At 72.8% G+C, this 22437-nt stretch carries 12 protein-coding genes; 6 read left to right on the forward strand and 6 right to left on the reverse strand.

Annotation, left to right across the window (positions count from 1 at the left end):
* Positions 1 to 235 precede the first annotated feature (235 nt).
* The 3 genes from ACZ7PG_RS48690 to ACZ7PG_RS48700 are packed head-to-tail and all read right to left on the reverse strand — an operon-like array spanning position 236 to position 3461.
* Positions 236 to 1021: an NAD-dependent epimerase/dehydratase family protein gene (locus ACZ7PG_RS48690; protein WP_470246050.1), complete on the reverse strand. Its 786-nt coding sequence runs from the start codon at positions 1019 to 1021 to the stop codon at positions 236 to 238.
* A complete protein-coding gene (locus ACZ7PG_RS48695; protein ID WP_470246051.1) occupies positions 1021 to 2037 on the reverse strand; it encodes a Gfo/Idh/MocA family protein in 1017 nt (338 codons plus the stop codon). The genes ACZ7PG_RS48690 and ACZ7PG_RS48695 overlap by 1 nt, the downstream gene beginning before the upstream one ends.
* Positions 2016 to 3461: an NDP-hexose 2,3-dehydratase family protein gene (locus ACZ7PG_RS48700; protein WP_470246052.1), complete on the reverse strand. Its 1446-nt coding sequence runs from the start codon at positions 3459 to 3461 to the stop codon at positions 2016 to 2018. Before ACZ7PG_RS48700 ends, ACZ7PG_RS48695 begins: the two co-directional genes overlap by 22 nt.
* Before the next feature lie 164 nt (positions 3462 to 3625).
* Between ACZ7PG_RS48700 and ACZ7PG_RS48705 the strand changes: the two genes are divergently transcribed.
* Positions 3626 to 4846: a macrolide family glycosyltransferase gene (locus ACZ7PG_RS48705; RefSeq protein ID WP_470246053.1), complete on the forward strand. Its 1221-nt coding sequence runs from the start codon at positions 3626 to 3628 to the stop codon at positions 4844 to 4846.
* Positions 4843 to 15096 carry an SDR family NAD(P)-dependent oxidoreductase gene (locus ACZ7PG_RS48710; RefSeq protein ID WP_470246054.1) on the forward strand — a complete coding sequence of 3418 codons (10254 nt, stop codon included), beginning with the start codon at positions 4843 to 4845 and terminating at the stop codon, positions 15094 to 15096. Before ACZ7PG_RS48705 ends, ACZ7PG_RS48710 begins: the two co-directional genes overlap by 4 nt.
* Before the next feature lie 75 nt (positions 15097 to 15171).
* Here the strand turns inward: ACZ7PG_RS48710 and ACZ7PG_RS48715 are convergent, their stop codons facing one another.
* Positions 15172 to 15387 (reverse strand): hypothetical protein, encoded by a 216-nt coding sequence (locus ACZ7PG_RS48715; protein WP_155545855.1) that lies wholly within the window; start codon positions 15385 to 15387, stop codon positions 15172 to 15174.
* Between the two features lie 271 nt (positions 15388 to 15658).
* On the opposite strand from ACZ7PG_RS48715, the gene ACZ7PG_RS48720 reads away from it, so the two are divergent.
* Both ACZ7PG_RS48720 and ACZ7PG_RS48725 read left to right on the forward strand, forming a co-directional pair.
* On the forward strand, positions 15659 to 16630 hold the full coding sequence (locus ACZ7PG_RS48720; protein ID WP_470246055.1) for an ABC transporter ATP-binding protein: 972 nt from the start codon (positions 15659 to 15661) through the stop codon (positions 16628 to 16630).
* 1 nt (position 16631) lies between these two features.
* Positions 16632 to 17465, forward strand: coding sequence for an ABC transporter permease (locus ACZ7PG_RS48725; RefSeq protein WP_470246056.1), 834 nt, complete (start codon positions 16632 to 16634; stop codon positions 17463 to 17465).
* Between the two features lie 59 nt (positions 17466 to 17524).
* Here the strand turns inward: ACZ7PG_RS48725 and ACZ7PG_RS48730 are convergent, their stop codons facing one another.
* Positions 17525 to 18697, reverse strand: coding sequence for a macrolide family glycosyltransferase (locus ACZ7PG_RS48730; RefSeq protein WP_470246057.1), 1173 nt, complete (start codon positions 18695 to 18697; stop codon positions 17525 to 17527).
* Positions 18698 to 18783: 86 nt separating this feature from the next.
* Between ACZ7PG_RS48730 and ACZ7PG_RS48735 the strand changes: the two genes are divergently transcribed.
* Together ACZ7PG_RS48735 and ACZ7PG_RS48740 are read left to right on the forward strand one after the other, a co-directional pair.
* Positions 18784 to 19914 (forward strand): acyl-CoA dehydrogenase family protein, encoded by a 1131-nt coding sequence (locus ACZ7PG_RS48735; RefSeq protein ID WP_470246058.1) that lies wholly within the window; start codon positions 18784 to 18786, stop codon positions 19912 to 19914.
* A complete protein-coding gene (locus tag ACZ7PG_RS48740; RefSeq protein ID WP_470246059.1) occupies positions 19911 to 21344 on the forward strand; it encodes an AMP-binding protein in 1434 nt (477 codons plus the stop codon). The genes ACZ7PG_RS48735 and ACZ7PG_RS48740 overlap by 4 nt, the downstream gene beginning before the upstream one ends.
* Positions 21345 to 21403: 59 nt before the next feature.
* Here the strand turns inward: ACZ7PG_RS48740 and ACZ7PG_RS48745 are convergent, their stop codons facing one another.
* Positions 21404 to 22411 carry a hypothetical protein gene (locus ACZ7PG_RS48745; protein WP_470246060.1) on the reverse strand — a complete coding sequence of 336 codons (1008 nt, stop codon included), beginning with the start codon at positions 22409 to 22411 and terminating at the stop codon, positions 21404 to 21406.
* Positions 22412 to 22437: the final 26 nt, after the last annotated feature.

Genomic DNA, 22437 nt, shown 5'->3' on the forward strand with positions numbered 1-22437 from the left:
GATCAACTTAGGTTGTCAGGGGCAGCGACCTTTTCCGCTAGCCGGACCACGGCCCGGACCGGTTAGCTGATCACTGGGCGCCGCGCGGGCGGTGCTCGGCTGAAAAGACCCGGCGGGAGCACTCCCCCCTCCCGCCTGCGAAGGTACGACGTCCGGTGCGCCCAGCCCCCAGTACGGTGCACCGGACGTCGTGCCGCCACGGGGAAAGCGATCGTCCACAGCGGACGGACGAGCGTCAGACGGTGGCCGCGGCCCGGAGGTGGCGGCGGGCGCTCTCGGCCAGCTCGTCGATGTTGCGGTCCAGCAGCGTCTTCAGGTAGCCGGGGCCGATGCCGAAGTCGTCGAACCCGGTGACCAGCCCGCGCAGCTTGTCGATCCGCACGTCGCCGCGTTTGGCCGGCATCTCGACGAGCTTGCGCTCGGCGCGCGTGCCGAGGCGCTCCTCCAGGCCGTCGACGATGTCCTCGATGGCCTCCGACCGCCCGGACGCCACGTTGACGACCTCGTCCCGGATGCCCTGGCCGAGCAGCGAGTCGATCATCCGCATCATGTCGCCGACGTCGAGCAGGTCGCGGGAGACCCCGGAGTGCAGCGTGACCTCACCCGAGAGCACTTGGCGGGTCAGCGACGGCAGCAGCTGGTGCGACGACTGGCCCGGCCCGACGATGTGCGAGAGCCGCAGGACGAGCCACCGCGCGCCCGACAGCGCGCAGACGTGTTCGAGGCACAGCTTGTGCCGGCCGTAGGGTGTGAGCGGGAAGACCGCGCCGCCCTCGCTGCCGACCGACTGGTCGGCGCCGTACATGCCGGTCGAGGCGGTGGACAGGAAGATCACCGTGCGGCCGGCGGCCCGGCAGCGGTCGATCACGTCGTAGACCAGCGTGGACTCGCGCTGGAACGCGGACACGTCGCTGACGAGCACCGTCGACACGCCCGCCGCAATGAGCGTGACGTCCGGGTAGCGGTCGCCGAAGTACCGGCGGGTGTGGTGCGCGATGAAGCCGGTTCCGATGATCTCCATCAGCGGGTCACCGTCCGGTCGTCGGCCACTCCGGCCGCGTTCGAGAACACTTCGTCGGCGAGCCGCGCGGTGTCCACGGAGGAGGAGAGCCAAGCCGCTTCGGAGTCGTCGCGCCCGGCCAGCGCGGCGACGGCGAACGAGCGCAGCGACAGCTCGAACTGGTGCGCCGGGGGGAGCCAGAGCTCTTCGACGTGGTCCTGTTCTTCGATGCGCAGCACCGGTTGCCGGCCGGGTGGCGGCGTGAAGGCGCGGTCCAGCGACAGCGCGGCGGCGCTGCCCCAGAGCTCGTACCGCGAGCGGTAGCTGTGCTGGAAACCGAAGTCGAGGGACGCGGTGACGCCGCTGGCCGAGGTGAGCAGCGCGTGCCCGGCGACGTCCACGCCGCCCTCGTCGAACCGCAGGGTGGCGCCGGTGACCCGGAGATCGGGACCCAGCAGGAAAAGCGCCGCGCGCAGCGGGTAGACGCCGACGTCGAGCAGCGCCCCGCCGCCGAGCGAGGGCTGGTAGCGGATGTCGTCGGCGGGCAGCGGCGGGATGCCGAACGACGCGGTGAACGTCCGGAGCTCGCCGAGCCGGCCGGCGTCGAGCAGGTCGCGCACCCGCGTGTGCTGGGGGTGGTGGATGAACGTGAAGTTCTCGCGCAGCACCAGGTTCTGCTTCGTGGCCAGCTCGGCCAGGTCCTCGGCCTGCTCGAGGTTGAGCGTGAGCGGCTTCTCGCACAGCACGTGTTTCCCGGCCAGCAATGCTTTCCTGGTCCACTCGTGGTGCAGGCTGGTCGGCAGGGAGACGTACACCGCGTCGACGTCGGAGCGGTCCAGCAGCTCGTCGTAGGTCGTCGCGGTGGCGTGGAAGCGCCCGGCGAACTCCGCGGCCTTCTCCGGCGAGCGGGCCGCGACGGCGGTCAGCGCCAGCTCGGCCACGGCGGCCGCGGCGGGCAGCGTGCGCCGCGCGGCGATCGACGAGCAGCCGAGCGCGCCGAGCCGCAGGGCCCGGCTCACCGCAGCCCCCGCAGGCACGCGATGAGGCTGCGGGCCTGCACGTTGACGTAGTGGCTGTGCCGCAGCAGCTCGTTGAGCTGGTTCAGGGTGAGCCACCGGAAGTCGGCCAGCCCGGCGTCCGGGAAGTCCGCGGGGACCTCGATGATCTGGTAGTCGCTGTACGCGTGGTGGAACCGGCCGCCCTCTTCGGAAAGCTGGGCGGAGAACAGCACCTGGTCTTCTCTTCTGCCGAGCACCATGTCGAGGAACGGCGGCCGGTCCGCGGCCGGAGTGAGCACGTAGTTGTCCGGGGTGCACTGCACGGTCGGGGCGAGCTCCACCACGTCGAGGTAGCCGGGCTCGACCCGCGCGTTGAGCAGCGCGTGCAGCACGCCGTCGACGCGTTTCACCAGCAGGGCCACCACACCCGCGCCGTGCGGCCGGACCAGCGGCTGGGTCCACTGCGCGACTTCGCGCCCGTCGGTGGTGATGTCGACGGCGATGATGCTGAAGAACAGGCCGAGCTCGTGCGAGATCTCGGCGGGCGTCCGGACCCAGTTCGCGACCTCGCTCAGCGGCAGCGAGCTGGTGCGCACGACGTGCTGGGCCTGGCGCGAGGTGATCCAGCTGAGCACCTCGGTGCGGGTGTGCAGGCTGCCGGTGGGCTGGGCCGAGGAGCGCGCCACGGCCGCGGCCAGGTCGCTCACGGCGTCGGCCTCGCGGCCCTCGAGCCCGCCGGGCATGCAGGACAGCACCGTGCGGGCGTCCATGTTGACCAGGTTGTCCTGCTTGAGCAGCTCGTGCAGCTGGCCGAGGGTGAGCCAGCGGAAGTCGTCGGGCAGCTCGTCCTCGCCGGGGAACTCCGCGGCCTCGACGATCATGTTCCGGTTGCGCTTGCGGTAGAACCAGGAGCCCTGCTCGGACTGCAGGACGTCGGCGAGCACGGTTTCCGGGTCCGGGTCGCGGAAGTGGTCCAGGTAGGGGACCGGCCGCCCGCCGTGGACGCGGGTGTAGTTGCTCTTGGTCGCCTGGACCGTCGGCGAGACCTGGACGCCGTTGACGTTGCCCGGCTCCGACTTCGCCTGCATCAGGCAGTGCAGGACGCCGTCGATCTCCTTGACGAGGATGCCCAGGATACCGATTTCCGGCTGGTTGATGATCGGCTGCGACCAGTGCGTGACCGGTCCGTGGTCGGTGTCGACCTCGAGTCCCTCGACGCCGAAGAACCGGCCGCTTTCGTGCCGGAGGTTCCCGGAGCCGGGATCGAAACCCCATTGCCGGAGCTGGCCGAACTCGATGCGGCGGACCTCGTGGCGGTGGGCGAGGTTGCGGTCGTCGATCCACTTGGCCACGACGTCGTTCGGGGTGGCGACGCCGTCGGTGGCGGCCGCGGACTTGGCGAGCCGGTGTGGCAACGTCACGTCCGGTTTGCGGAGCAAGCCGGTTCCAGTGTGACGCTCCATGGATTTCACCTCGCGTGGCCGGCGGACGGGACGTCCTATTTGTAGCGAGGAGAAACTAGGAGGAATGCTGGTCTTTGCGGCGCCGCCGAAGGGACACTAGGCGATTCATTGGATTCGCTGTGCACGATCCGGTGGGTGCTCCCGGCCGACCTAGGGTGACCAGCGTGGACGTCTCCGGCGGGCATGTCGCCTTCTTCGGTTTTCCGGGCTTCGGTCACCTCCGGCCGACGCTGCCCGTCGTGCGCGAGCTGCTTTCGCGCGGGCACGACGTGTCGTACGTGGTCGCCGAGCGGTTCGCCGGCGTGGTCGCGGAGACCGGCGCGAGGGTAGTGCCCTACCCGTCCGCCTTCCCGGAGTCGATGCCGGACGTCCACACCGCCGACGACCTCGCCGAGGTCCTCGCGCACTACCTCGACGAGGCCTACGCCCCGCTCACCACCGCCTGGGCGGCGTTCGCGGACCGCCCGGTGGACCTCGTGGTCCAGGACGTGCTGAGCACCGACGTCGGCGGTTTGGTCGCGCGGCGCGCCGGCTGCGGCGTCGTGCGCCTGTTCGCCGGGTTCGGCGGCAACGACGAGGTTCCCCTCAACGGCAGCGAGACCGAGCTCGACGGCCCGCCGCTCGACCCCGCCCACCCCGTGCTGGCGGCGTGCGGCGAGCGCATCACGGCGTTGCTCGCGAAGGCCGGCCTGGACACCCCGCCGGAGTTCCCGCCCGGCGGCGGGGACGTCGTGGCGAACCTCGTGTTCGTGCCCCGCGCCTTCCAGCCCCGCCCGGAGTGCTTCGGCGACGAGTTCGTGTTCGTCGGCCCGACCGGCGACGACGGCGCGGCCGCGGACAGCTGGGCCGCGCCCGGCGGCGACGTCCCGGTCGTGCTGGTGTCGCTGGGCACCTCCTCCAACAGCAACCCGGGGTTCTTCACCGCCTGCGGGCAGGCGTTCGCGGGCACCGGCTGGCGGGTCGTGATGACGACCGCCGGGCACGTCGGCGACGACGTCGCGGCGGCCATGCCCGACAACGTCGAGCTGCACTCCTGGCTCGACCACCGCGCGGTCCTCCCGCACACCGACGTCGTCGTCTGCCAGGCCGGGACGGGCTCCCTGATGGACGCGTTCGGCCACGGCGTCCCCGTGGTCGCCGTCCCGCAGCGCCCGGAAGCGCGGGTGACGGCCCGGCAGGTCGAGCGGCTGGGCCTGGGCCGGGCGCTGCTCGACGACGTGACCGGGGACGACGTCCGCGACGCCGTCCTGGCCGTCGCCGCCGACGCGGCCGTGGCGGCCGAGGTCGCCCGGATGCGGGCCGCCATCGCGGCGTCCGGGGGCGCGAAACGGGCGGCGGACGTGCTCGAACGCGCCGTGCGAGCCACCCATGGAGAGCGGGCATGAGCGACGACGACAAGCTGCGCGGGTACCTCAAGAAGGTCACCGCGGACCTGTACCGGACGCGCGAGCGGCTGCGCGACGCGGAGGACCGGGAGCACGAGCCCATCGCGATCGTGGCGATGAGCTGCCGCTACCCGGGCGGCGTCCGCTCGCCGGAGGACCTCTGGGACGTCGTGGCCTCGGGCCGCGACGCGATCTCGGGGTTCCCCGTCAACCGCGGCTGGGACCTCGACGCGCTCTACGACCCCGATCCGGAGCGCGCCGGGAAGATCTACACCCGCCAGGGCGGCTTCCTGCACGACGCGGACCGGTTCGACCCGGAGTTCTTCGGCATCTCCCCGCGCGAGGCCCAGACGATCGACCCGCAGCAGCGGCTGCTGCTCGAAACGGCCTGGGAGGCCTTCGAACGCGGCGGCATCGACCCGGCGTCGCTGCGCGGCAGCAGCACCGGCGTGTTCGCCGGGGTGATGTACAACGACTACGCCACGCGCCTGACCGACCTGCCCGCGAGCCTCGAAGGCTATGTGGGCAACGGAAGCGCGGCCAGCATCGCCTCCGGCCGGGTGGCCTACACCTTCGGGCTCGAAGGCCCGGCGGTCACCGTCGACACGGCGTGCTCGTCGTCGCTCGTCGCGCTGCACTGGGCCGCGCAGGCGCTGCGGCGCGGCGACTGCTCGCTGGCGCTGGCCGGCGGCGTCGCGGTGATGTCGACGCCGGTGACGTTCATCGGGTTCAGCCGGCAGCGCGGCCTTTCCCCGGACGGCCGGTGCCGCTCCTACGCCGACGCCGCCGACGGCACGGGCTGGGGCGAAGGCGCCGGTTTCCTGCTCCTGGAACGGCTTTCCGACGCGCGCCGCAACGGCCACCCGGTGCTCGCGGTGGTGCGCGGCTCGGCCGTCAACTCCGACGGCGCGAGCAGCGGGCTCACCGCGCCGAACGGGCCTTCGCAGCAGCGCGTCATCCGCGCCGCGCTCGCCGACGCCGGGCTGTCCGCCGCGGACGTCGACGTCGTCGAGGGCCACGGCACCGGGACCACGCTGGGCGACCCGATCGAGGCGCAGGCGCTGCTGGCGACGTACGGCCGGGAACGCGCCGGCGGGGCACCGCTGTGGCTGGGCTCCGCGAAGTCGAACTTCGGGCACACCCAGGCCGCGGCCGGGGTCGGCGGCGTGATCAAGATGGTCATGGCGCTGCGCAACGAGCTGCTGCCGCGCACCCTGCACGCCGAGGTTCCGTCGTCCAAAGTGGACTGGGACGCCGGCGAGGTCGAGCTGCTGCGGGAGGCCGTCGCGTGGCCGGCGGGTGAGCGGCCGCGCCGGGCCGGGGTCTCGTCCTTCGGGGTGAGCGGCACCAACGCGCACACGATCATCGAGCAGGCCCCCGTCCTCGAACCCGCTGAGCCAGGAGGCCCTGCCGGGCTGGTCCCCGCCGTGTTGTCGGCGAAGAGCCCGGAAGCCTTGCGTGAGCAGGCGGCCCGGTTGCTGTCGCAGGTGGACGGACACCGGCCGGTCGACATCGCCTATTCGCTGGCCACCACGCGGGCGGCGTTCGAGCACCGGGCCGTCGTGCTTGCGGAGACCGCCGAGGAACTGAAGCAGGGGCTCGTCGAGCTGGCGTCCGTCGGCGAAACCACCCCGGGCAAGACGGCTTACGTGTTCGCCGGCCAGGGAGCGCAGCAGCCGGGCATGGGCCGCGAGCTGTACGCGGCCTTCCCCGTCTTCGCCGAAGCCTTCGACGAGGTCTGCGCGGGCTTCGCCGGACTGCGCGAGCTGATCTTCGAGGGCGGCGACCTGGACCGCACCGAGGTGACCCAGCCCGCCCTGTTCGCCGTGGAGGTCGCGCTCCACCGGCTGCTCGTCTCCTGGGGCCTCACCCCGGACTTCGTCATGGGGCACTCGATCGGCGAGCTGGCCGCGGCGCACGTCGCCGGGGTGTTCTCGCTGGCCGACGCGTGCCGCCTGGTCGCGGCGCGGGCGCGGCTCATGCAGTCGGTGCCCGAGGCCGGCGCGATGGCCGCCCTGCGCGCCACCGAGGAGCAGGTCCGGCCGCTGCTGGGTGAGCGGGTCGCCCTCGCGGCGGTCAACGGGCCCGAGTCCGTGGTCGTCTCCGGTGACGTCGACGCCGTCGAGGAGATCGCCGCGCGGTTCGCCGGGTCGAAGCGGCTGCGGGTCAGCCACGCCTTCCACTCGCCGCACATGGACTCGATCCTGGACGCGTTCCGCGCGGTCGCCGAGACCGTTTCCTATGCGGCGCCGAAGATTCCCGTGGTGTCCAACGTGACCGGTGAGCCGTCGGACGTCGCGTCCGCCGCGTACTGGGTCGAGCACGTCCGCGCCACCGTCCGGTTCCACGACGGCATGCGCTGGCTCGCCGAGCACCGGGTGACCCGGTTCGTCACGCCCGGACCCGGCGGTGCGGCCGCCGCGATGGCGGGGGACTGCGTGCCGGGCGCGGTCGTGGTGCCGGTGCTGCGCCGGGACCGGGACGAGGTGCGCACCTTCACCGAAGCCGTCGGACGGATGCACATCGCCGGGTTCTCCCCGGACTGGGCGGCCGTGTTCGCCGGCCGCGGCGGGCGCGTCGTCGACCTCCCGACGTACGCCTTCCAGCGGGAGCGCTACTGGCTCGACGGGCAGCACGCCGTCAAGCCGGCCGGTGCCCTGTACCGCGTCGAGCGGGTCCCGGCGACCGCCACCAGCCCGGCCGTCGACTGGCACGCCTTGGGCTCCGACGTCCCGCCGGTGGTGTACTTCCGGTGCGAGGCCGAAGGCGACGTCGTCGAAGCCGCCCACCGCTTGGCGCGGGAAGCCCTGGAAGTGCTGCGGACCTGGCTGACCGACGACCGTTACGCGAACTCCAAGCTCGTCTTCGTCACCCGCGGGCTCGCCGGTGCCGCGGTGCGGGGGCTGGTCCGCTCGGCGCAGGCCGAGCACCCCGGCCGGTTCGTTCTGGCCGACGCCGCCGAACTGCCCGCCGCGTTCGCCGTCGAAGAGCCGGAAGCCACCTACGCCGACGGCGAAGTCACCGTCCCGCGGCTCGTGGAGTCCACTTCGGACGAAGTCGGCCGCCTCGAAAGCACCGTGCTCGTCACCGGCGGGGCCGGCTCGCTCGGCGGCGAACTCGCCCGGCACCTGGTGCGCGCTCACGACGTCCGCCGTCTCGTTCTCGCCAGCCGTCGGGGACCAGATTCGCCTGGTGCGCAAGAGCTTCAGGCCGAGCTGGCGGCCGAAGGCGCCGACGTGGTGCTGGCCGCCTGCGACGTCTCCGACCGGGAAGCACTGGCCGGGCTGCTCGGCGAGATCGGCCCGCTGAGCGCGGTGGTGCACGCCGCCGGGGTGCTCGACGACGGCGTCGTCGCCTCGCTGACGCCCGAGCGCCTCGACGCCGTCCTGCGGCCCAAGCTCGACGCGGCCTGGTACCTGCACGAACTCACCGAAGGACTGTCCGCGTTCGTCCTGTTCTCCTCCGCCGCCGGGGTTCTCGGCGGCGCCGGGCAGGGCAACTACGCGGCGGGCAACACCTTCCTCGACGCGCTCGCCGAGCACCGGCGGGCGAACGGGCTGCCCGCGGTGTCGCTGGCCTGGGGTCCCTGGGTCCCGGACGGCGGAATGACCGGGCAGCTGACCGACTCCGACGTCGCGCGCATGCGCCAAGGCGGCATCCGGCCGCTGCCCGCCGGCGACGCGCTGCGCCTGTTCGACCGCGCGATCGCCGGACCCGACGCGGTGGTCGTGCCGATCGACTTCGCCGTCGACGACCTGGACCACACCCGGCCGCTGCTCGGCGGGCTCACCGGGAAACGTGGTGGCACACCGGCCGGCCTGACCGGGCTGCCCGCCGCCCTCGACCTCGTCCGCGCCCAGGTGGCCGCCGTGCTCGGGCACGCGTCGACGGCGACCGTGCGCGCGGACCGGCCGTTCGCCGACCTCGGCTTCGACTCGCTGACCGCGGTCGAGCTGCGCAACGCCCTCGGCCGCGAGACCGGCCTGACTCTGCCTTCGACAATCGTCTTCGACCACCCGACGCCGCGTGCGCTCGCCGAGCACCTGCTCGGCGCGGCCGACCTCGTCCCCGCCGAACCGACGCGCACGAGCGCCGACGAGCCGATCGCGATCGTGGCGATGAGCTGCCGCTTCCCCGGCGGGGTCAGCACGCCCGAGCAGCTGTGGGAGCTCCTCGAAGCCGGGCGCGACGTCATCTCGCCGTTCCCCGGCGACCGCGGCTGGGACCTCGACACGCTCTACCACCCGGACCCCGACCACCCCGGCACCTGCTACACGCGGGAAGGCGGCTTCCTCGCCGACGCGGCCGGGTTCGACCCGGAGTTCTTCGAGGTTTCGCCGCGCGAAGCCGTCGCCATGGACCCGCAGCAGCGGCTGCTGCTGGAGACCGCCTGGGAGGTCTTCGAGCGCGCCGGGATCGACCCGTCGGCGCTGCGCGGCAGCCGCACCGGTGTCTTCGCCGGGACCAACGGCCAGGACTACTCGACCCTGCTGCGGGACTCGGCCGACGACGTCGCCGGGCACCTCGGCACCGGGAACGCGGCGAGCGTGCTGTCCGGCCGGGTCTCCTACACGTTCGGGCTCGAAGGTCCGGCGGTCACCGTCGACACGGCGTGCTCGTCCTCGCTGGTCGCCCTGCACCTCGCGGCGCAGTCGCTGCGGTCCGGCGAGTGCTCGCTGGCGCTGGCCGGCGGGGTCACCGTGATGTCCACACCCGCCGGGTTCGTGGAGTTCAGCCGCCAGCGCGGGCTGGCCGAAGACGGCCGCTGCAAGGCCTTCGGCGACGCCGCCGACGGCACCGGCTGGTCGGAGGGCGCCGGGATCCTGCTGCTGGAACGGCTTTCCGACGCCCAGCGCAACGGCCGTCGGGTGCTGGCGGTGCTGCGCGGCTCGGCGGTCAACCAGGACGGCTCGAGCAACGGGCTTACCGCCCCGAACGGCCCTTCGCAGCAACGCGTCATCCTCGCCGCCCTCGCCGACGCCGGGCTGGCGCCGTCCGAGGTGGACGCCGTCGAGGCGCACGGCACCGGCACGCGGCTCGGCGACCCGATCGAAGCCCAGGCGCTGCTCGCCACCTACGGGCAGGACCGCGAGCGTCCCCTGTGGCTCGGCGCGATCAAGTCGAACCTCGGGCACACCCAGGCCGCCGCCGGGGTGGCCGGCGTGCTCAAGATGGTCCTCTCCCTGAACCACGAGGTCTTGCCGCGGACGCTGCACGCCGACGTCCCTTCGGAGCGGGTCGACTGGTCCGCCGGGCACGTCCGGCTGCTGACCGAGCCGGTCGCCTGGCCCTCGGTGGACCGGCCACGCCGGGCGGCGGTGTCCGCGTTCGGCTTCAGCGGGACCAACGCGCACGTCGTGCTGGAACAGGCGCCCGCCTACGTTTCGTCCACTGTGGACGAGACGCCGTCGCTGCTCTGGCCGCTGTCCGGCCACACCGAGGCGGCGTTGACCGCGCAGGCCGCCGCGGTGCTTCCGGTGGCGGCGCACGACATCGGCTCCGCGCTGGCCGCCCGGACCGCGTTCGACCACCGGGCCGTCGTCCTGGCACCCGACCGCGACACCGCGGTGGCGAACCTGCGGCTGCTCGCCGAGGGCGGCGAAGGCCCCGGCGTCATGCGCGGCCGCGTCTCCGACGAGGGCCGGTCGGCGTTCCTCTTCACCGGCCAGGGCGCCCAGCGCACGGGCATGGGACTCGCGCTGCGCGAGGAGTTCCCGGTGTTCGCCGACGCCTTCGACGCGGCCTGCGCGCGGTTCGACCTGCCGCTGCGCGAGGTGATCGCCGAGGGCGGCGATCGGCTCGACCAGACGCGCTTCGCCCAGCCCGCGCTGTTCGCGGTCGAGGTGGCGCTGTTCCGCCTGCTGGAGTCGTGGGGATTGACCCCGGACTTCGTCATGGGCCACTCGATCGGTGAGCTCGCGGCCGCCCACGTGGCCGGCGTCCTGAGCCTCGACGACGCCTGCACCCTGGTCGCCGCGCGCGGCCGGCTCATGCAGGAGCTGCCCGCGACCGGCGCGATGGTGGCCGTGCGGGCGACCGAGGACGAGGTCCGGCCGCTGCTCACCGCGTCGGCCGGGATCGCCGCCGTCAACGGGCCCGCGTCGGTCGTGGTGTCCGGCGTCGAAGAGGACGTCCTCGGCATCGCCGCGCACTTCACGCGGCTGGGCCGGGAAACCAAGCGGCTGCGCACGAGCCACGCCTTCCACTCCCCGCTGATGGACCCGATGCTCACGCGGTTCCGCGAGGTCGCGGCCGGACTGTCCTACCAGGACCCGAAGATCGGGCTGGTCTCGAACCTCACCGGCCGGCTCGTCACCGCCGCCGGGCCCGAGCACTGGGTCCGGCACGTGCGCGACGCCGTCCGGTTCGCCGACGGCGTCGGCGGGCTGGCGTCCCAGGGCGTCACCCGGTTCGTGGAGCTGGGGCCGGACGCCGTGCTCGCGGCCATGGTCGGGGACTGCGTGGACCGGCCCGTGTTCGTCACCGCCACCCAGCGGCGCAAGCGTCCCGACGTCGAGGCCGTGCTGACCGCCGTGGCGGAGGCTCACGTCCACGGCTTTTCCCCGGACTGGACGACGCTGGTCCCGGCCGGCGAGCGGACCGAGCTGCCGACCTACTCCTTCCAGCGCCGCCGGTTCTGGCCCGCGGCCGCGGGGCGCTCCGGCGACGTCGCGACCGCGGGGCTCGCGGCCAGTCCCCACCCGTTGCTCGGCGCGACCGCCGAGCTGGCCGGGTCCGCCGGGTTCCTCGGCACCGGCCGGCTTTCCCTGCGCACCCACCCCTGGCTCGCCCACCACGGCATCGGCGGCTCGGTGCTCTTCCCCGGGACGGCGTTCGTCGAGCTCGCCGTCGACGCGGGCGACCGCGCCGGCCGCCCGCAGCTCGAAGAACTGACGCTCGGGGCGCCGCTGGTGCTGCCCGCGACCGGCGGCGTCGCGCTGCAGGTCCTGACCGGCGCGCCGGACGAGTCCGGGGCGTGCTCGCTGACCATCCACTCGCGCGCCGAGGACGCGGCCCCCGACAGCCCGTGGACGCTGCACGCGAGCGGCGTGCTGACCCCGGCGGTCCCGGCGCGCGGCGACGACCTCACCGAGTGGCCGCCGCCGGGCGCGGAAACCGTGGACACCGAAGGGCTTTACGACCGGCTCGCGGACAGCGGGTTCGGTTACGGGCCGGTCTTCCAGGGCCTGCGCCGGGCCTGGCGGCACGGCGACGACGTGTACGCCGAGGTCGAGCTGCCCGAGGACGCGGACGCTTCGGCGTTCGGGCTGCACCCGGCGCTGCTCGACGCGGTCCTGCACGCGGCGGCGTTCCTGCCGTTCGCCCCCGCCCCGAACGGCAGGCTGCCGTTCTCCTGGCGCGGGGTGTCACTGCACGCCGAAGGCGCTCGTGGCCTGCGGGTGCGGCTCACCAAGACCGGCGCCGAGTCCCTCGCGATCACGATCGCCGACGCCGCCGGCCGGGCCGTCGCGACCGTGGAGTCCCTGGCCCTGCGGGAGTTCTCGCCGGACCAGCTCGTGGCCCGGCCGGACGCGCTGTACCGGCTCACCTGGCCCGTCCACGACGGCGACGTCATCGAGCCGTCCTGGACGGTCGTCGACTCGCTCGCCGACGTCACCGAGGTCCCGGACGTCGTCGTGCTCCCGTTCGCGACCCGGCCGGTGCGGGAGGCGACCCACGACGCGCTCGCGCTCGTCCAGACCTGGCTCGCCGAAGACCGCTTCACCGCGGCGAAGCTCGCGCTGCTGACTTCCGGCGCCGTCGTCACCGAAGAGGGCGACGGGACGGCCGATCCCGCCCTCGCGGCGGTCTGGGGCCTGGTGCGCTCGGCGCAGTCGGAGCACCCCGGCCGGTTCGTGCTGGTGGACTCCGACGGCTCGGCCGAGCCCGCCACCGCGCTGGCGGCGGGGGAGAACCAGGTCGCGGTCCGGGCGGGCGTGGCGCGGGTGGCGCGGCTGGCGAAGGAATCCGACGCGCTCACCGTCCCGGCCGGCGACTGGCGGCTCGACATCGCCGAGCGCGGCACCCTCGACGGGCTGACCGTCGTGCCCTGCCCCGAGTTCGCCGGGCCGGTCGCGCCGGGCGCGGTGCGGATCTCCGTGCGCGCGGCCGGCGTGAACTTCCGGGACGTGCTCAACACCCTCGGCATGTACCCGGGCCCGGCCACCGCGCCGGGGCTGGAGGGCGCCGGAGTCGTTACGGCCGTGGGCGACGGCGTCACCCGGTTCGCGCCGGGCGACCGCGTGATGGGCATGTTCGGCGGCGCGTTCGGGCCGGTGGCCGAGGTCGACGAACGGATGCTCTGCCGGCTGCCGGCCGGGATGTCGTTCGCGCAGGGCGCTTCGGTGCCGGTGGTGTTCCTGACCGCGCTCTACGCCCTGACCGACCTGGGCGACCTGCGCCCGGGCGAGAGCGTCCTGGTGCACGCGGCGGCGGGTGGCGTCGGCATGGCCGCGGTCCAGCTCGCACGGCAGCTCGGCGCCGAGGTGTACGGCACCGCGAGCGCCGGGAAGTGGGACACGCTGCGGGCTTCGGGCCTCGCGGACGACCACATCGCGTCGTCGCGGACCCTGGACTTCGAGGCGGAGTTCCGCGCGGCGACCGGCGGGCGCGGCGTCGACGTCGTGCTCGACTCGCTCGCCGGCGACTTCGTGGACGCGTCGCTGCGGCTGCTGCCCCGCGGTGGCCGGTTCCTGGAGATGGGCAAGACCGACGTGCGCGACCCCGAGCGGGTCGCGGCGGACCACCCAGGTGTCCGGTACCAGGCGTTCGACCTGGTCGAAGCCGGGTACGACCGGATCCGCGAGCTGTTCGACCGGCTGCTGGCGTGGTTCGAGGCCGGGGTGCTGACCCCGATCCCGGTCACCACCTGGGACGTCCGGCGCGCGCCCGCGGCGTTCCGGCACGTGAGCCAGGCCAAGCACGTCGGCAAGGTCGTGCTGACCGTGCCCGCGCCGCTCGACCCCGGCGGCACCGTGCTCATCACCGGCGGCACCGGCGGACTCGGCCGCCTGCTGGCCCGGCACCTCGCGGAGTCCGGCGTCCGGCACCTGCTGCTGGCGAGCCGTCGTGGCCCGGCGGCCGAGGGCGTCGAAGAGCTGCGGGCCGAGCTGTCCTCGCTGGGAGCCGCGACTTCGGTCGTGGCGTGCGACGCGGCGGACCGGGAAGCGCTGGCGAAGCTGCTGGCCGACGTGCCGGCGGAGCACCCGCTGACCGCCGTGGTGCACGCGGCCGGGGTGCTCGACGACGGGCTCGTCGAAGCGCTCACCCCCGAGCGGCTGGATGCCGTGCTGCGGCCCAAGGTGGCCGCGGCGGCCAACCTGGACGAGCTGACCCGGGACCTCGATTTGTCGGCGTTCGTCCTGTTCTCGTCGGCGGCGGGGGTGCTCGGGGCGCCCGGGCAGAGCAACTACGCGGCGGCAAACGCTTTCCTGGACGGGCTGGCCCGGCGACGGCGTGCGGCGGGGCTGCCCGCCCTGGCGCTGGCCTGGGGCCCGTGGCTGCCGACCGGCGGCATGACGGCCGCGCTGTCCGACGCCGACGTGCGCCGCATGGCGCGGTCCGGGCTGCCGCCGCTGCCCGCGGACCAGGGCCTGGCGCTGTTCGACGCGGCGCTGGGCGCGCCCGACGCGGTGCTGGTGCCGATGCTGGTCGACGCGCGCGTGCTGGGCTCGGCGGACGTCCCGGAGCAGCTGCGCGCAGTGGTCCGGACCGCCGCGCGGCGCCGGACGGCCGGCGGGTCCCCGCAGGCGGGTCCAGACCTGCGGCAGCGGCTGGCCGGAACGTCCGGCGAGGACCGGCGGCAGGCGCTGCTGGACCTGGTCTGCGCGCAGGTGGGCGCGGTGCTGGGCTACGGCGGCGGCGAGGCCGTCGACCCGCTGAGGGTGTTCAAGGAGCTGGGTTTCGACTCGCTGACCGCGGTGGAGCTGCGCAACCGGCTCAGCGCGGCGAGCGGGATCCGCCTGCCGGCGACGCTGATCTTCGACTACCCGACCCCGGCGGCGCTGGCCGGGTACGTGGGCGAGGAACTGTTCCCGGACGACGCCGGCGAGGCGGACGACGAGCGGGAGATCCGCGCGGCGCTGGCTTCGATCCCGGTCGCGCGCTTCCGTGAGGCGGGGCTGCTGGACGCGTTGCTGAAGCTGAGCGGGCGCGAACCGGCCCCGGTGGCCGACCCCGAGGACGACGAACTGGGCGACCTGGACGTCGACGACCTCGTGCGGATGGCGCTCGGCCCGGACGAGGCCTGAAACGGCGAGCGGCCGCCCTGGTGACCCCCCCGACCGGGACACCAGGGCGGCCGTTTCGCGCCCCTGGAACTGTTTTCAGGAAATGAAGAATCGACGCCGTCCCGCGGCCGTCGTTTTCCGCGACGTGGCACTGCGGACGAAGAACAGCAGACCCACGACGATGGTGACGCCGCCGCCGATCACGCCGATGGTGTGCTCGCCCGCGTTGATGATGATCGCGACCCCGCCCGCGACCAGGATCAGCCCCATGACGAGGGAAACGAACGGACGGCCGCCTTGTTCTTTGGCCATGGGAAACTCCTTGGAACGGTAGACGACGAAATTTCTTGTCATCGATTCAAGCACACGGCGATCAGCGTTGTGAGTCCTCGAAAGTCGTCTTCGGACCATCGAAAGTTGACATTCCCGAGTTGCCGGTCGCCCTGGGTACTGGGAAGATCACACCCGTACGGGGGTTGCAACTTTGGTTGTGGCGACAAGCCACCTTGTGCAGTAGCACGACAGCGGTGGCAACGGGTTGACTCGTCCTCAAGCACTACAGCATCGAATACGGAGCAGGCGCGTGATCACAGCACGAGATCTGACGAAGCGATACGGGGACACGACGGCCGTCAACGGCCTGTCGTTCGACATCAAGCCCGGCGTCGTGACCGGTTTCCTCGGGCCCAACGGGGCGGGCAAGTCGACCACGATGCGGATGATCCTCGGCCTGGACGCCCCCAGCGGCGGCTCGGTCACGGTCAACGGCAAGGCCTACCGGGACCTGCCCGCGCCGATGCGGGAGGTCGGGGCGCTGCTCGACGCGAAGGCCGTCCACGGCGCCCGCACGGCGTACCGGCACCTGCAGTGGGTGGCGCAGGCCGGCGGCATCCCGCGCAAGCGGGTGGACGAGGTGCTCGACACCGTCGGCCTCACCGAGGTCGCCGGCAAGAAGGTCGGCAACTTCTCCCTCGGCATGTACCAGCGGCTCGGCATCGCGACCGCCCTCCTGGGCGACCCGCCGACGCTGCTGTTCGACGAGCCGGTCAACGGCCTCGACCCCGAGGGCATCTACTGGATCAGGACGCTGATGCAGGACCTCGCCGCCGAAGGGCGCACGGTCTTCGTCTCCAGCCACCTGATGAACGAGATGGAAGAGACCGCCGCGCACGTCATCGTGATCGGCCGGGGCGAGCTCATCGCCGACATGCCGATCGCCGACTTCACCCAGCGCAGCGCGCGCAGCCACGTCCACGTGGTCTCGCCGCAGGCCGCCGAGCTCGCCGAAGCCCTGGAGCGGGCGGGCGGCAAGGTGACGAAGCTCGACGACGGTTCGCTCAACGTCGTCGGCCTGGACTCGCCGGAGATCGGAGACCTCGCGCTGGAGCGCCGGCTCGGGCTGCACGAGCTCACGCCGGTCCGCGCGAGCCTCGAGGCCGCGTTCATGGACCTCACCAAGGACAGCGTGCAGTACCGCTCGCACAACGGCGCGCCGCCGGAGGAGCACAAGGTACTCGAGACGGTGCGGGCGCTCGCGTCGGAAGGGACTGAGTAACGTGACGACCGCAACGGCTTCGCTGCCGGAAACGAAGACGTCGCCCGGCATCGGCAACACGCTCGCCGCGGAGTGGACCAAGCTCAGGTCGGTCCGGTCGACCTGGCTCGTCGTCATCGCCGCGGCGGTGGTCAGCGTCGGGTTCTCCGTGCTGTTCAGCTTCCTGACCGAGCAGGACTACAAGAACCTGCCCGCGGGCCAGACGGCGGACTTCGACTCGGCGGGCACCGCCATGGTCGGGATGAACCTCGGCCTGATCCTCATCTCGGTGCTCGGCGTGCTCGCCGTGTCCGGTGAGTACTCGACCGGGATGATGCGCCTCACGCTGGCCATCACCCCGCACCGCGGCCGGGTCCTGGTCTCGAAGGCCGTGGTCGTCGGGCTGCTGGCGTTCGTGCTCGGCACGCTGTTCGCGGCGGCGGCGTTCTTCATCGGCCAGCTGGTCCTCGGCATCAACCCGGCCATCCCGACGCTGGGCCTCGGCGGCCCGGGCGTGCTGCGCAGCCTGCTCGGCTGGGGCGCGGAGTTCGCGGCGTTCGCGTTGCTGGCGCTGGCGTTCGGCGTGATGATGCGCAGCGCGGCGGGCGCGATCGCGACGGCGATCGGCTTCATCTTCGCCCCGGCGATCCTCGGCGCGCTGCTGCCGGCGTGGGTCCAGCGCGACATCCTGGCGTACTTCCCGGCGTCGGCGGCGGAGCAGCTGAGCACGGCCCAGCTGAAGACGGACTCGGCGACGTACCTCGGTCCGCTGACCGGCGGCGGCACGCTGCTGACGTGGGTCGCGGTGGCGCTGGTGGTGGCGTTCTCCCTGATGGGCAAGCGCGACTCGGGCTGAGCGGTCTCCCGCGGCAAGAGGTCGTGAGTGAGAAACAGTGTTCTAACCCTGTTTCTCACTCACGACCTTTTTGCTGCGCCGAGGATGCGGTCGGCCGCCGTGATCGCGCCGCCGCCGTCGTGCGTGTGGTCCCGCATGGCCCGCATGCGTGCGCTGATGCCTTCGTCGGCCGCCACTGCGAGGACCGCGTCACGGATCGACTCCGGCGCCAGGTCCTCCCGGGGCAGCCGCACGCCGAGGCCCAGCTCCACCACCCGCTCGGTGTTGACCTCCTGCTCGCCGTGCATCGGCACCAGGACCAGCGGCGTCCCGCAGTAGAACGCCTCCATGACGCTGCCCATGCCCGCCGACGTCACGAACGCCGACGCGTGCCGCAGCACCGCCGGGTGCGGAACCCATGGGCGCGCCTCGACGTTCGGCGGCAACGCGCCCAGCGAAGCCGGGTCCACGCCGCCACCCAGGGTCATCACCAGGTTCCACGGCAGGTCCGCGAAAGCGCTTGCGCACTGGCGGAAGAAGTCCGGCTGGTCGTTGAACGCCGACGTCCCGAGGGACACCAGCAGCACCGGGTTCCCGTTCGACGGCGGCTCCCAGCCCGTCAGCGGCCGCTGCGGGCCGAAGCACGGGCCGGTGAACGTGTGCCGCGCGTCGAACGTCTCGCCCGCGTACTGGAAGTCGCGGGGGATCAGGACGAGCTTTTGGTCGCGTCCGTCGTCAAGGAACTGTTCCGCCGTCTGTCCCGGCGCCTCGGCCGCCAGGAGGGCGTTCAGGTCGGCCAGGAAATCATACGAGTCCTCTGTGGACTCCGGAGCCGGGTAACGCGCCACGTGCGCCGGCAGCGAATAGTGCTCGTTGGACGCGAAACACGCCGAGAGCTGGACGGTCGGGCACGCGACGTCGTGGGCGAGCACCCGGCCCGCGATCCACATGGTCGAGTCGAAGGCGAGCACGTCGGGCGGGTCGTCCGCCAGCAGCTTCCGGACGGGCTCCAGCGGCGCCAGGCAGCTGGACGCGCCGGTCAGCGCGGCCGCCAGGCGGTGCGAACCCGGGTCGTCGGCCGGTCCGTGGTAAACGAGCGGCTGGGCGCCGGCCGCCGCGATCCGGTCGGCGAAGGCGCTGCCTGTCGCCACCGTGACCCGGTGGCCGCGCCGGACCAGCTCGCCGACGACGTCCAGGACGGGGGTCACGTGCCCGTAGCCGGGCAGGGTGCAGAGCACGACGTGTCGGGTCACCTGGCCATGCTCGCACCGCGCATTCTGGGATTTCGCCAGACGTCCCGCCGTTAGCCTCGGGCGCGAACCCTGGTGGAGGTGGGCGGATGGAGTTCGGCTGGACCGCGGACCAGCGGCAGCGCTACGACCGGACGGTGGCCGACACGCGGGCGGCCTTCCCGGCCGCACCCGAGTACGTGTTCAGCCGCGAGAAGTGGGCCCTGCTGGGCAAGTTCGGCGTCCTCGGCGCCAGCGTGCCCGCGAAGCACGGCGGTGGCGGTCTGACCGCGCTCGACACCGCGCGGGTCTTCGAAGCCGCCGGGCGCGGCTGCCCGGACACCGGCCTCGTCTTCGGCGCGGCCGCGCACCTGTTCGCCTGCACGATGCCCATCGTCGACTTCGCCCCCGAGGCCCTGCGCGAGCGGCTCCTGCCCGGCCTCGCCGCCGGCGACCTGATCGCGGGCAACGCGATGACCGAGCCCGAAGCGGGGTCCGACGTCGGCGCGCTGCGGACCACGGCCACGCCTGTGGACGGCGGGTTCGTGCTCGACGGCGTCAAGAGCTTCGTCAGCAACGGTCCCGTCGCCGACGTCCTCGTCACCTACGCGGTCACCGACCCGGCCGCCGGGCACTGGGGCATCACGGCGTCGGTGGTCGACGCCCGCTCGCCGGGGATCACCTTCGGCGAGCCGTTCGCCAAGCTCGGGATGGAAGGCTGCGTGGCCTCCGAGGTCACCTTCAGCGGCTGTTTTGTGCCCGCGGACGCCGTGCTCGGCGAACCGGGCCAGGGCTCGGCGATCTTCCAGCACTCGATGGGCTGGGAGCGCGCCTGCCTGTTCGCGCTGTACCTGGGCGTGCAGGACCGGCTGATCGAGCGCTGCCTGGCGCACGTGCGCGACCGCCGCCAGTTCGGCAAGCGGCTCGCGGAGTTCCAGTCGGTGTCCAACCGGATCGTGGAGATGAAACTGCGGGCCGAAAGCGCCCGCCTGCTGCTGTACCGGGCCTGCTGGGCGCTGGATCAGGGCGAAGACGCGACGCTGTTCGCGGCGCTGTCCAAGCTGGCGGTGTCCGAGGGGACGGTGGCGAGCGCGACCGACGCCGTGCAGCTGTTCGGCAGCCGCGGCTACCTGCGCGAGCAGGGGATCGAAGCCGCGCTGCGGGACGCGATCGGCGGCACGATCTTCTCCGGCGCCTCCGACGTGCAACGGCAGCTGGTCGCGATGGAACTGGGGATGTGAACAGGGTGGAACTGCTGCACCAGCTGGTTCTAGACGCTGCCAAGCGCACGCCGGACGCCCCGGCCGTGCACTGCGGCGCCACGACCGTGACCTACCGCGAGCTCGACGAGCTGGCCGACCGTCAGGCCGCCGGGTTGTCCGCGGCCGGGGTCCGCCGCGGCGACCGGGTGCTGATCTGGGCGGAGAAGAGCGTCGAGGTGGTGGCGCTGATGCAGGCGTCGCTGCGGCTGGGCGCGGTCTACGTGCCGGTCGCGCCGTCGAACCCGGTCTCGCGGGTGCGGCTCATCGCCGAGGGCTGCACGCCCGCGCTGGTGGTCACCGACGAGACGGCCGACTGGGGCCCGAACCCGCCGCCGCTGAGCTCGTTCGACGCACTGTCCGTTGTGGACCGGCCGAGCCCGCCGCTCGAGCACGTCGGGCCGGACGAGCCCGCGTACATCCTCTACACCTCCGGCTCGACGGGTGCGCCGAAGGGCGTCCTCATCAGCCACCGCAACGCGCTCGCGTTCGTCGGGTGGGCCGCGGCGGAGACCGGGCTGCACGCGGGCGACCGGCTGGCCAACCACGCGCCGTTCAACTTCGACCTGTCGGTGTTCGACCTCTACGGCGCGTTCTTCGCCGGGGCGTCGGTGGACCTGGCCGGCGCGGACCTGTCGTACTCGCCCGCCGAGCTGACGGAGTTCCTGCACGGGCGCGGGATCAGCGTCTGGTACTCGGTGCCGTCGGCGCTGCTGCTGATGATGCGCCACGGCGGCCTGCTCGACCGGCCGGCGCCGGAGTCCCTGCGGGTCTGCGTGTTCGCCGGCGAGCCGTTCCCGATCGCCGGGGTGCAGACGCTGCGTCGCGCGTGGCCGGACGTCCGGCTGTTCAACTGGTACGGGCCGACCGAGACGAACGTTGTCACCAGCTACGAGGTGACGGCGGCAGATCTCGCGCGGACCGGTGGCCTGCCGATCGGGCGGGCGTGCTCGGGGGCGACGCTGACGCTGTCTCCCGAGGGCGAGATCGTCGTCGAGGGTCCGACGGTGATGCTGGGGTACTGGGGTGCGGCGCCGCAGCTGGGCGGCTACCACACCGGCGACGTGGGCCGGTACGACGAGGCGGGCGAGCTGGAGTACGCCGGCCGCCGCGACGCGATGGTCAAGCTCCGCGGCCACCGCATCGAGCTGGGCGAGATCGAGACGGCGCTGGCCCGCCACCCGGCGGTGGCCGAGGTGGCGGTGATCGTCGCGGGAGCGGGCATCGACGCCCGCCTGCGCGCGGTGATCGTCCCCCGCCCGGGCGAGCGCGTGACACTGCTGGGCATGAAGGCCCACTGCGCGGCCCACCTGCCGAAGTACATGATCGTGGACGAGGTGAGCGCGGTGGCGGAGCTGCCCCGCACGGCGAACGGCAAGACCGACCGCGCCGCACTGGCCGCCGCACACTGACGTTCCCGTGGTCTCCAGGGGTCGTGAGTGAGAAACAGGGTTAGAACACTGTTTCTCACTCACGACCGCCCCGGCCTGCAGCGGTGGCAGGTCGTGGCTCGACTGCCCGTCGGGTCCCAGCCTTCGCGAAGCAGGATCCTCCGGACCTCGGCAGCCACGGCGCACGGCGAAGTGTGCACGTCCTGCCAGCCGTAGACCAGTCTGGCCCGACCAGCGAGTTCTGCGGCGTTGTCGCGGCGACGATCCCGGAAGGCGACGCCGCCGGTTGCGTGAGTGGCACGGCCATCCAGCCGGATCGTGACCGTGGCGCCATGGCTGTCATAGGTCACGTCCTCCCAGAGGGTCTTCCCGTCCACTGCGAATGGCGTCTGCCGGTCACCGCGGGGCAGACCATGCTGTTCCTCGACCCTTTCGAGGTACTCGACCTCGAGTGCGGACATCAACCCGTTGTCGATGAGCTCGAGCCCCCGGCGAATAGCTGCCCGATGGCGATACGGGGGCCGCAGTAGAAAACAGTCTTGAACGGCTGGTAGCGGAATCGAACTCCGGCTCACCAGATCGACGACGAGCATCGTCGCCTCGCGGGCGGTTCGCTGTGACACAGCCAGGTCGAGGATGGTGTCCGGCCCGCGGGTACGGGGAGGCGCGGTGTCGAGGGTCGTGTGCCGCAAGGCTCGCGAACGATGGACGACGACACTCGGCGGCTGCGAGACAGCTGAGCTGCTGTAGGGCACGGTGATCTCGACAGGCCGGTCGGCGATCGGCAGCAGCCGCCATTCTTCGGCGGCCGTGTGGTGACTGAGCACCGCATGAGTGCCGCCGTAGAGCAGCGCGGCTTGCAGGCGCGCAGGCCGGGATGGGTCTCCGGTGAAGGTGGCATAGACGCGAGGCAGCAGGCGCTGCCAGCGTCCGGCGACCAGGTTGGCGGAGACGTCGTCCGAGCTGTGGCCGTACGTGCGCAGCTGCCGGAGGCTGACCACGCCGCGCTGGTCGGCCAGCAGCGTCAGCCAGTCGGGACGCGAAGAGTCTGGTATCTGGTCCGCCGACCAGCGGCAGTTCTGGGGCATGGGACGACGATCCCGGTTCGCGGCGT

The sequence above is a fragment of the Amycolatopsis sp. NPDC114504 genome (genome assembly GCF_055633595.1).

Coding starts and splice junctions, on each gene's coding strand:
- ACZ7PG_RS48745 (WP_470246060.1), bottom strand. CDS start 22,411: ATGCCCCAGAACTGCCGCTGGTCGGCGGACCAGATACCAGACTCTTCG.
- ACZ7PG_RS48700 (WP_470246052.1), bottom strand. CDS start 3,461: ATGGAGCGTCACACTGGAACCGGCTTGCTCCGCAAACCGGACGTGACG.
- ACZ7PG_RS48715 (WP_155545855.1), bottom strand. CDS start 15,387: ATGGCCAAAGAACAAGGCGGCCGTCCGTTCGTTTCCCTCGTCATGGGG.
- ACZ7PG_RS48690 (WP_470246050.1), bottom strand. CDS start 1,021: ATGGAGATCATCGGAACCGGCTTCATCGCGCACCACACCCGCCGGTAC.
- ACZ7PG_RS48735 (WP_470246058.1), top strand. CDS start 18,784: ATGGAGTTCGGCTGGACCGCGGACCAGCGGCAGCGCTACGACCGGACG.
- ACZ7PG_RS48710 (WP_470246054.1), top strand. CDS start 4,843: ATGAGCGACGACGACAAGCTGCGCGGGTACCTCAAGAAGGTCACCGCG.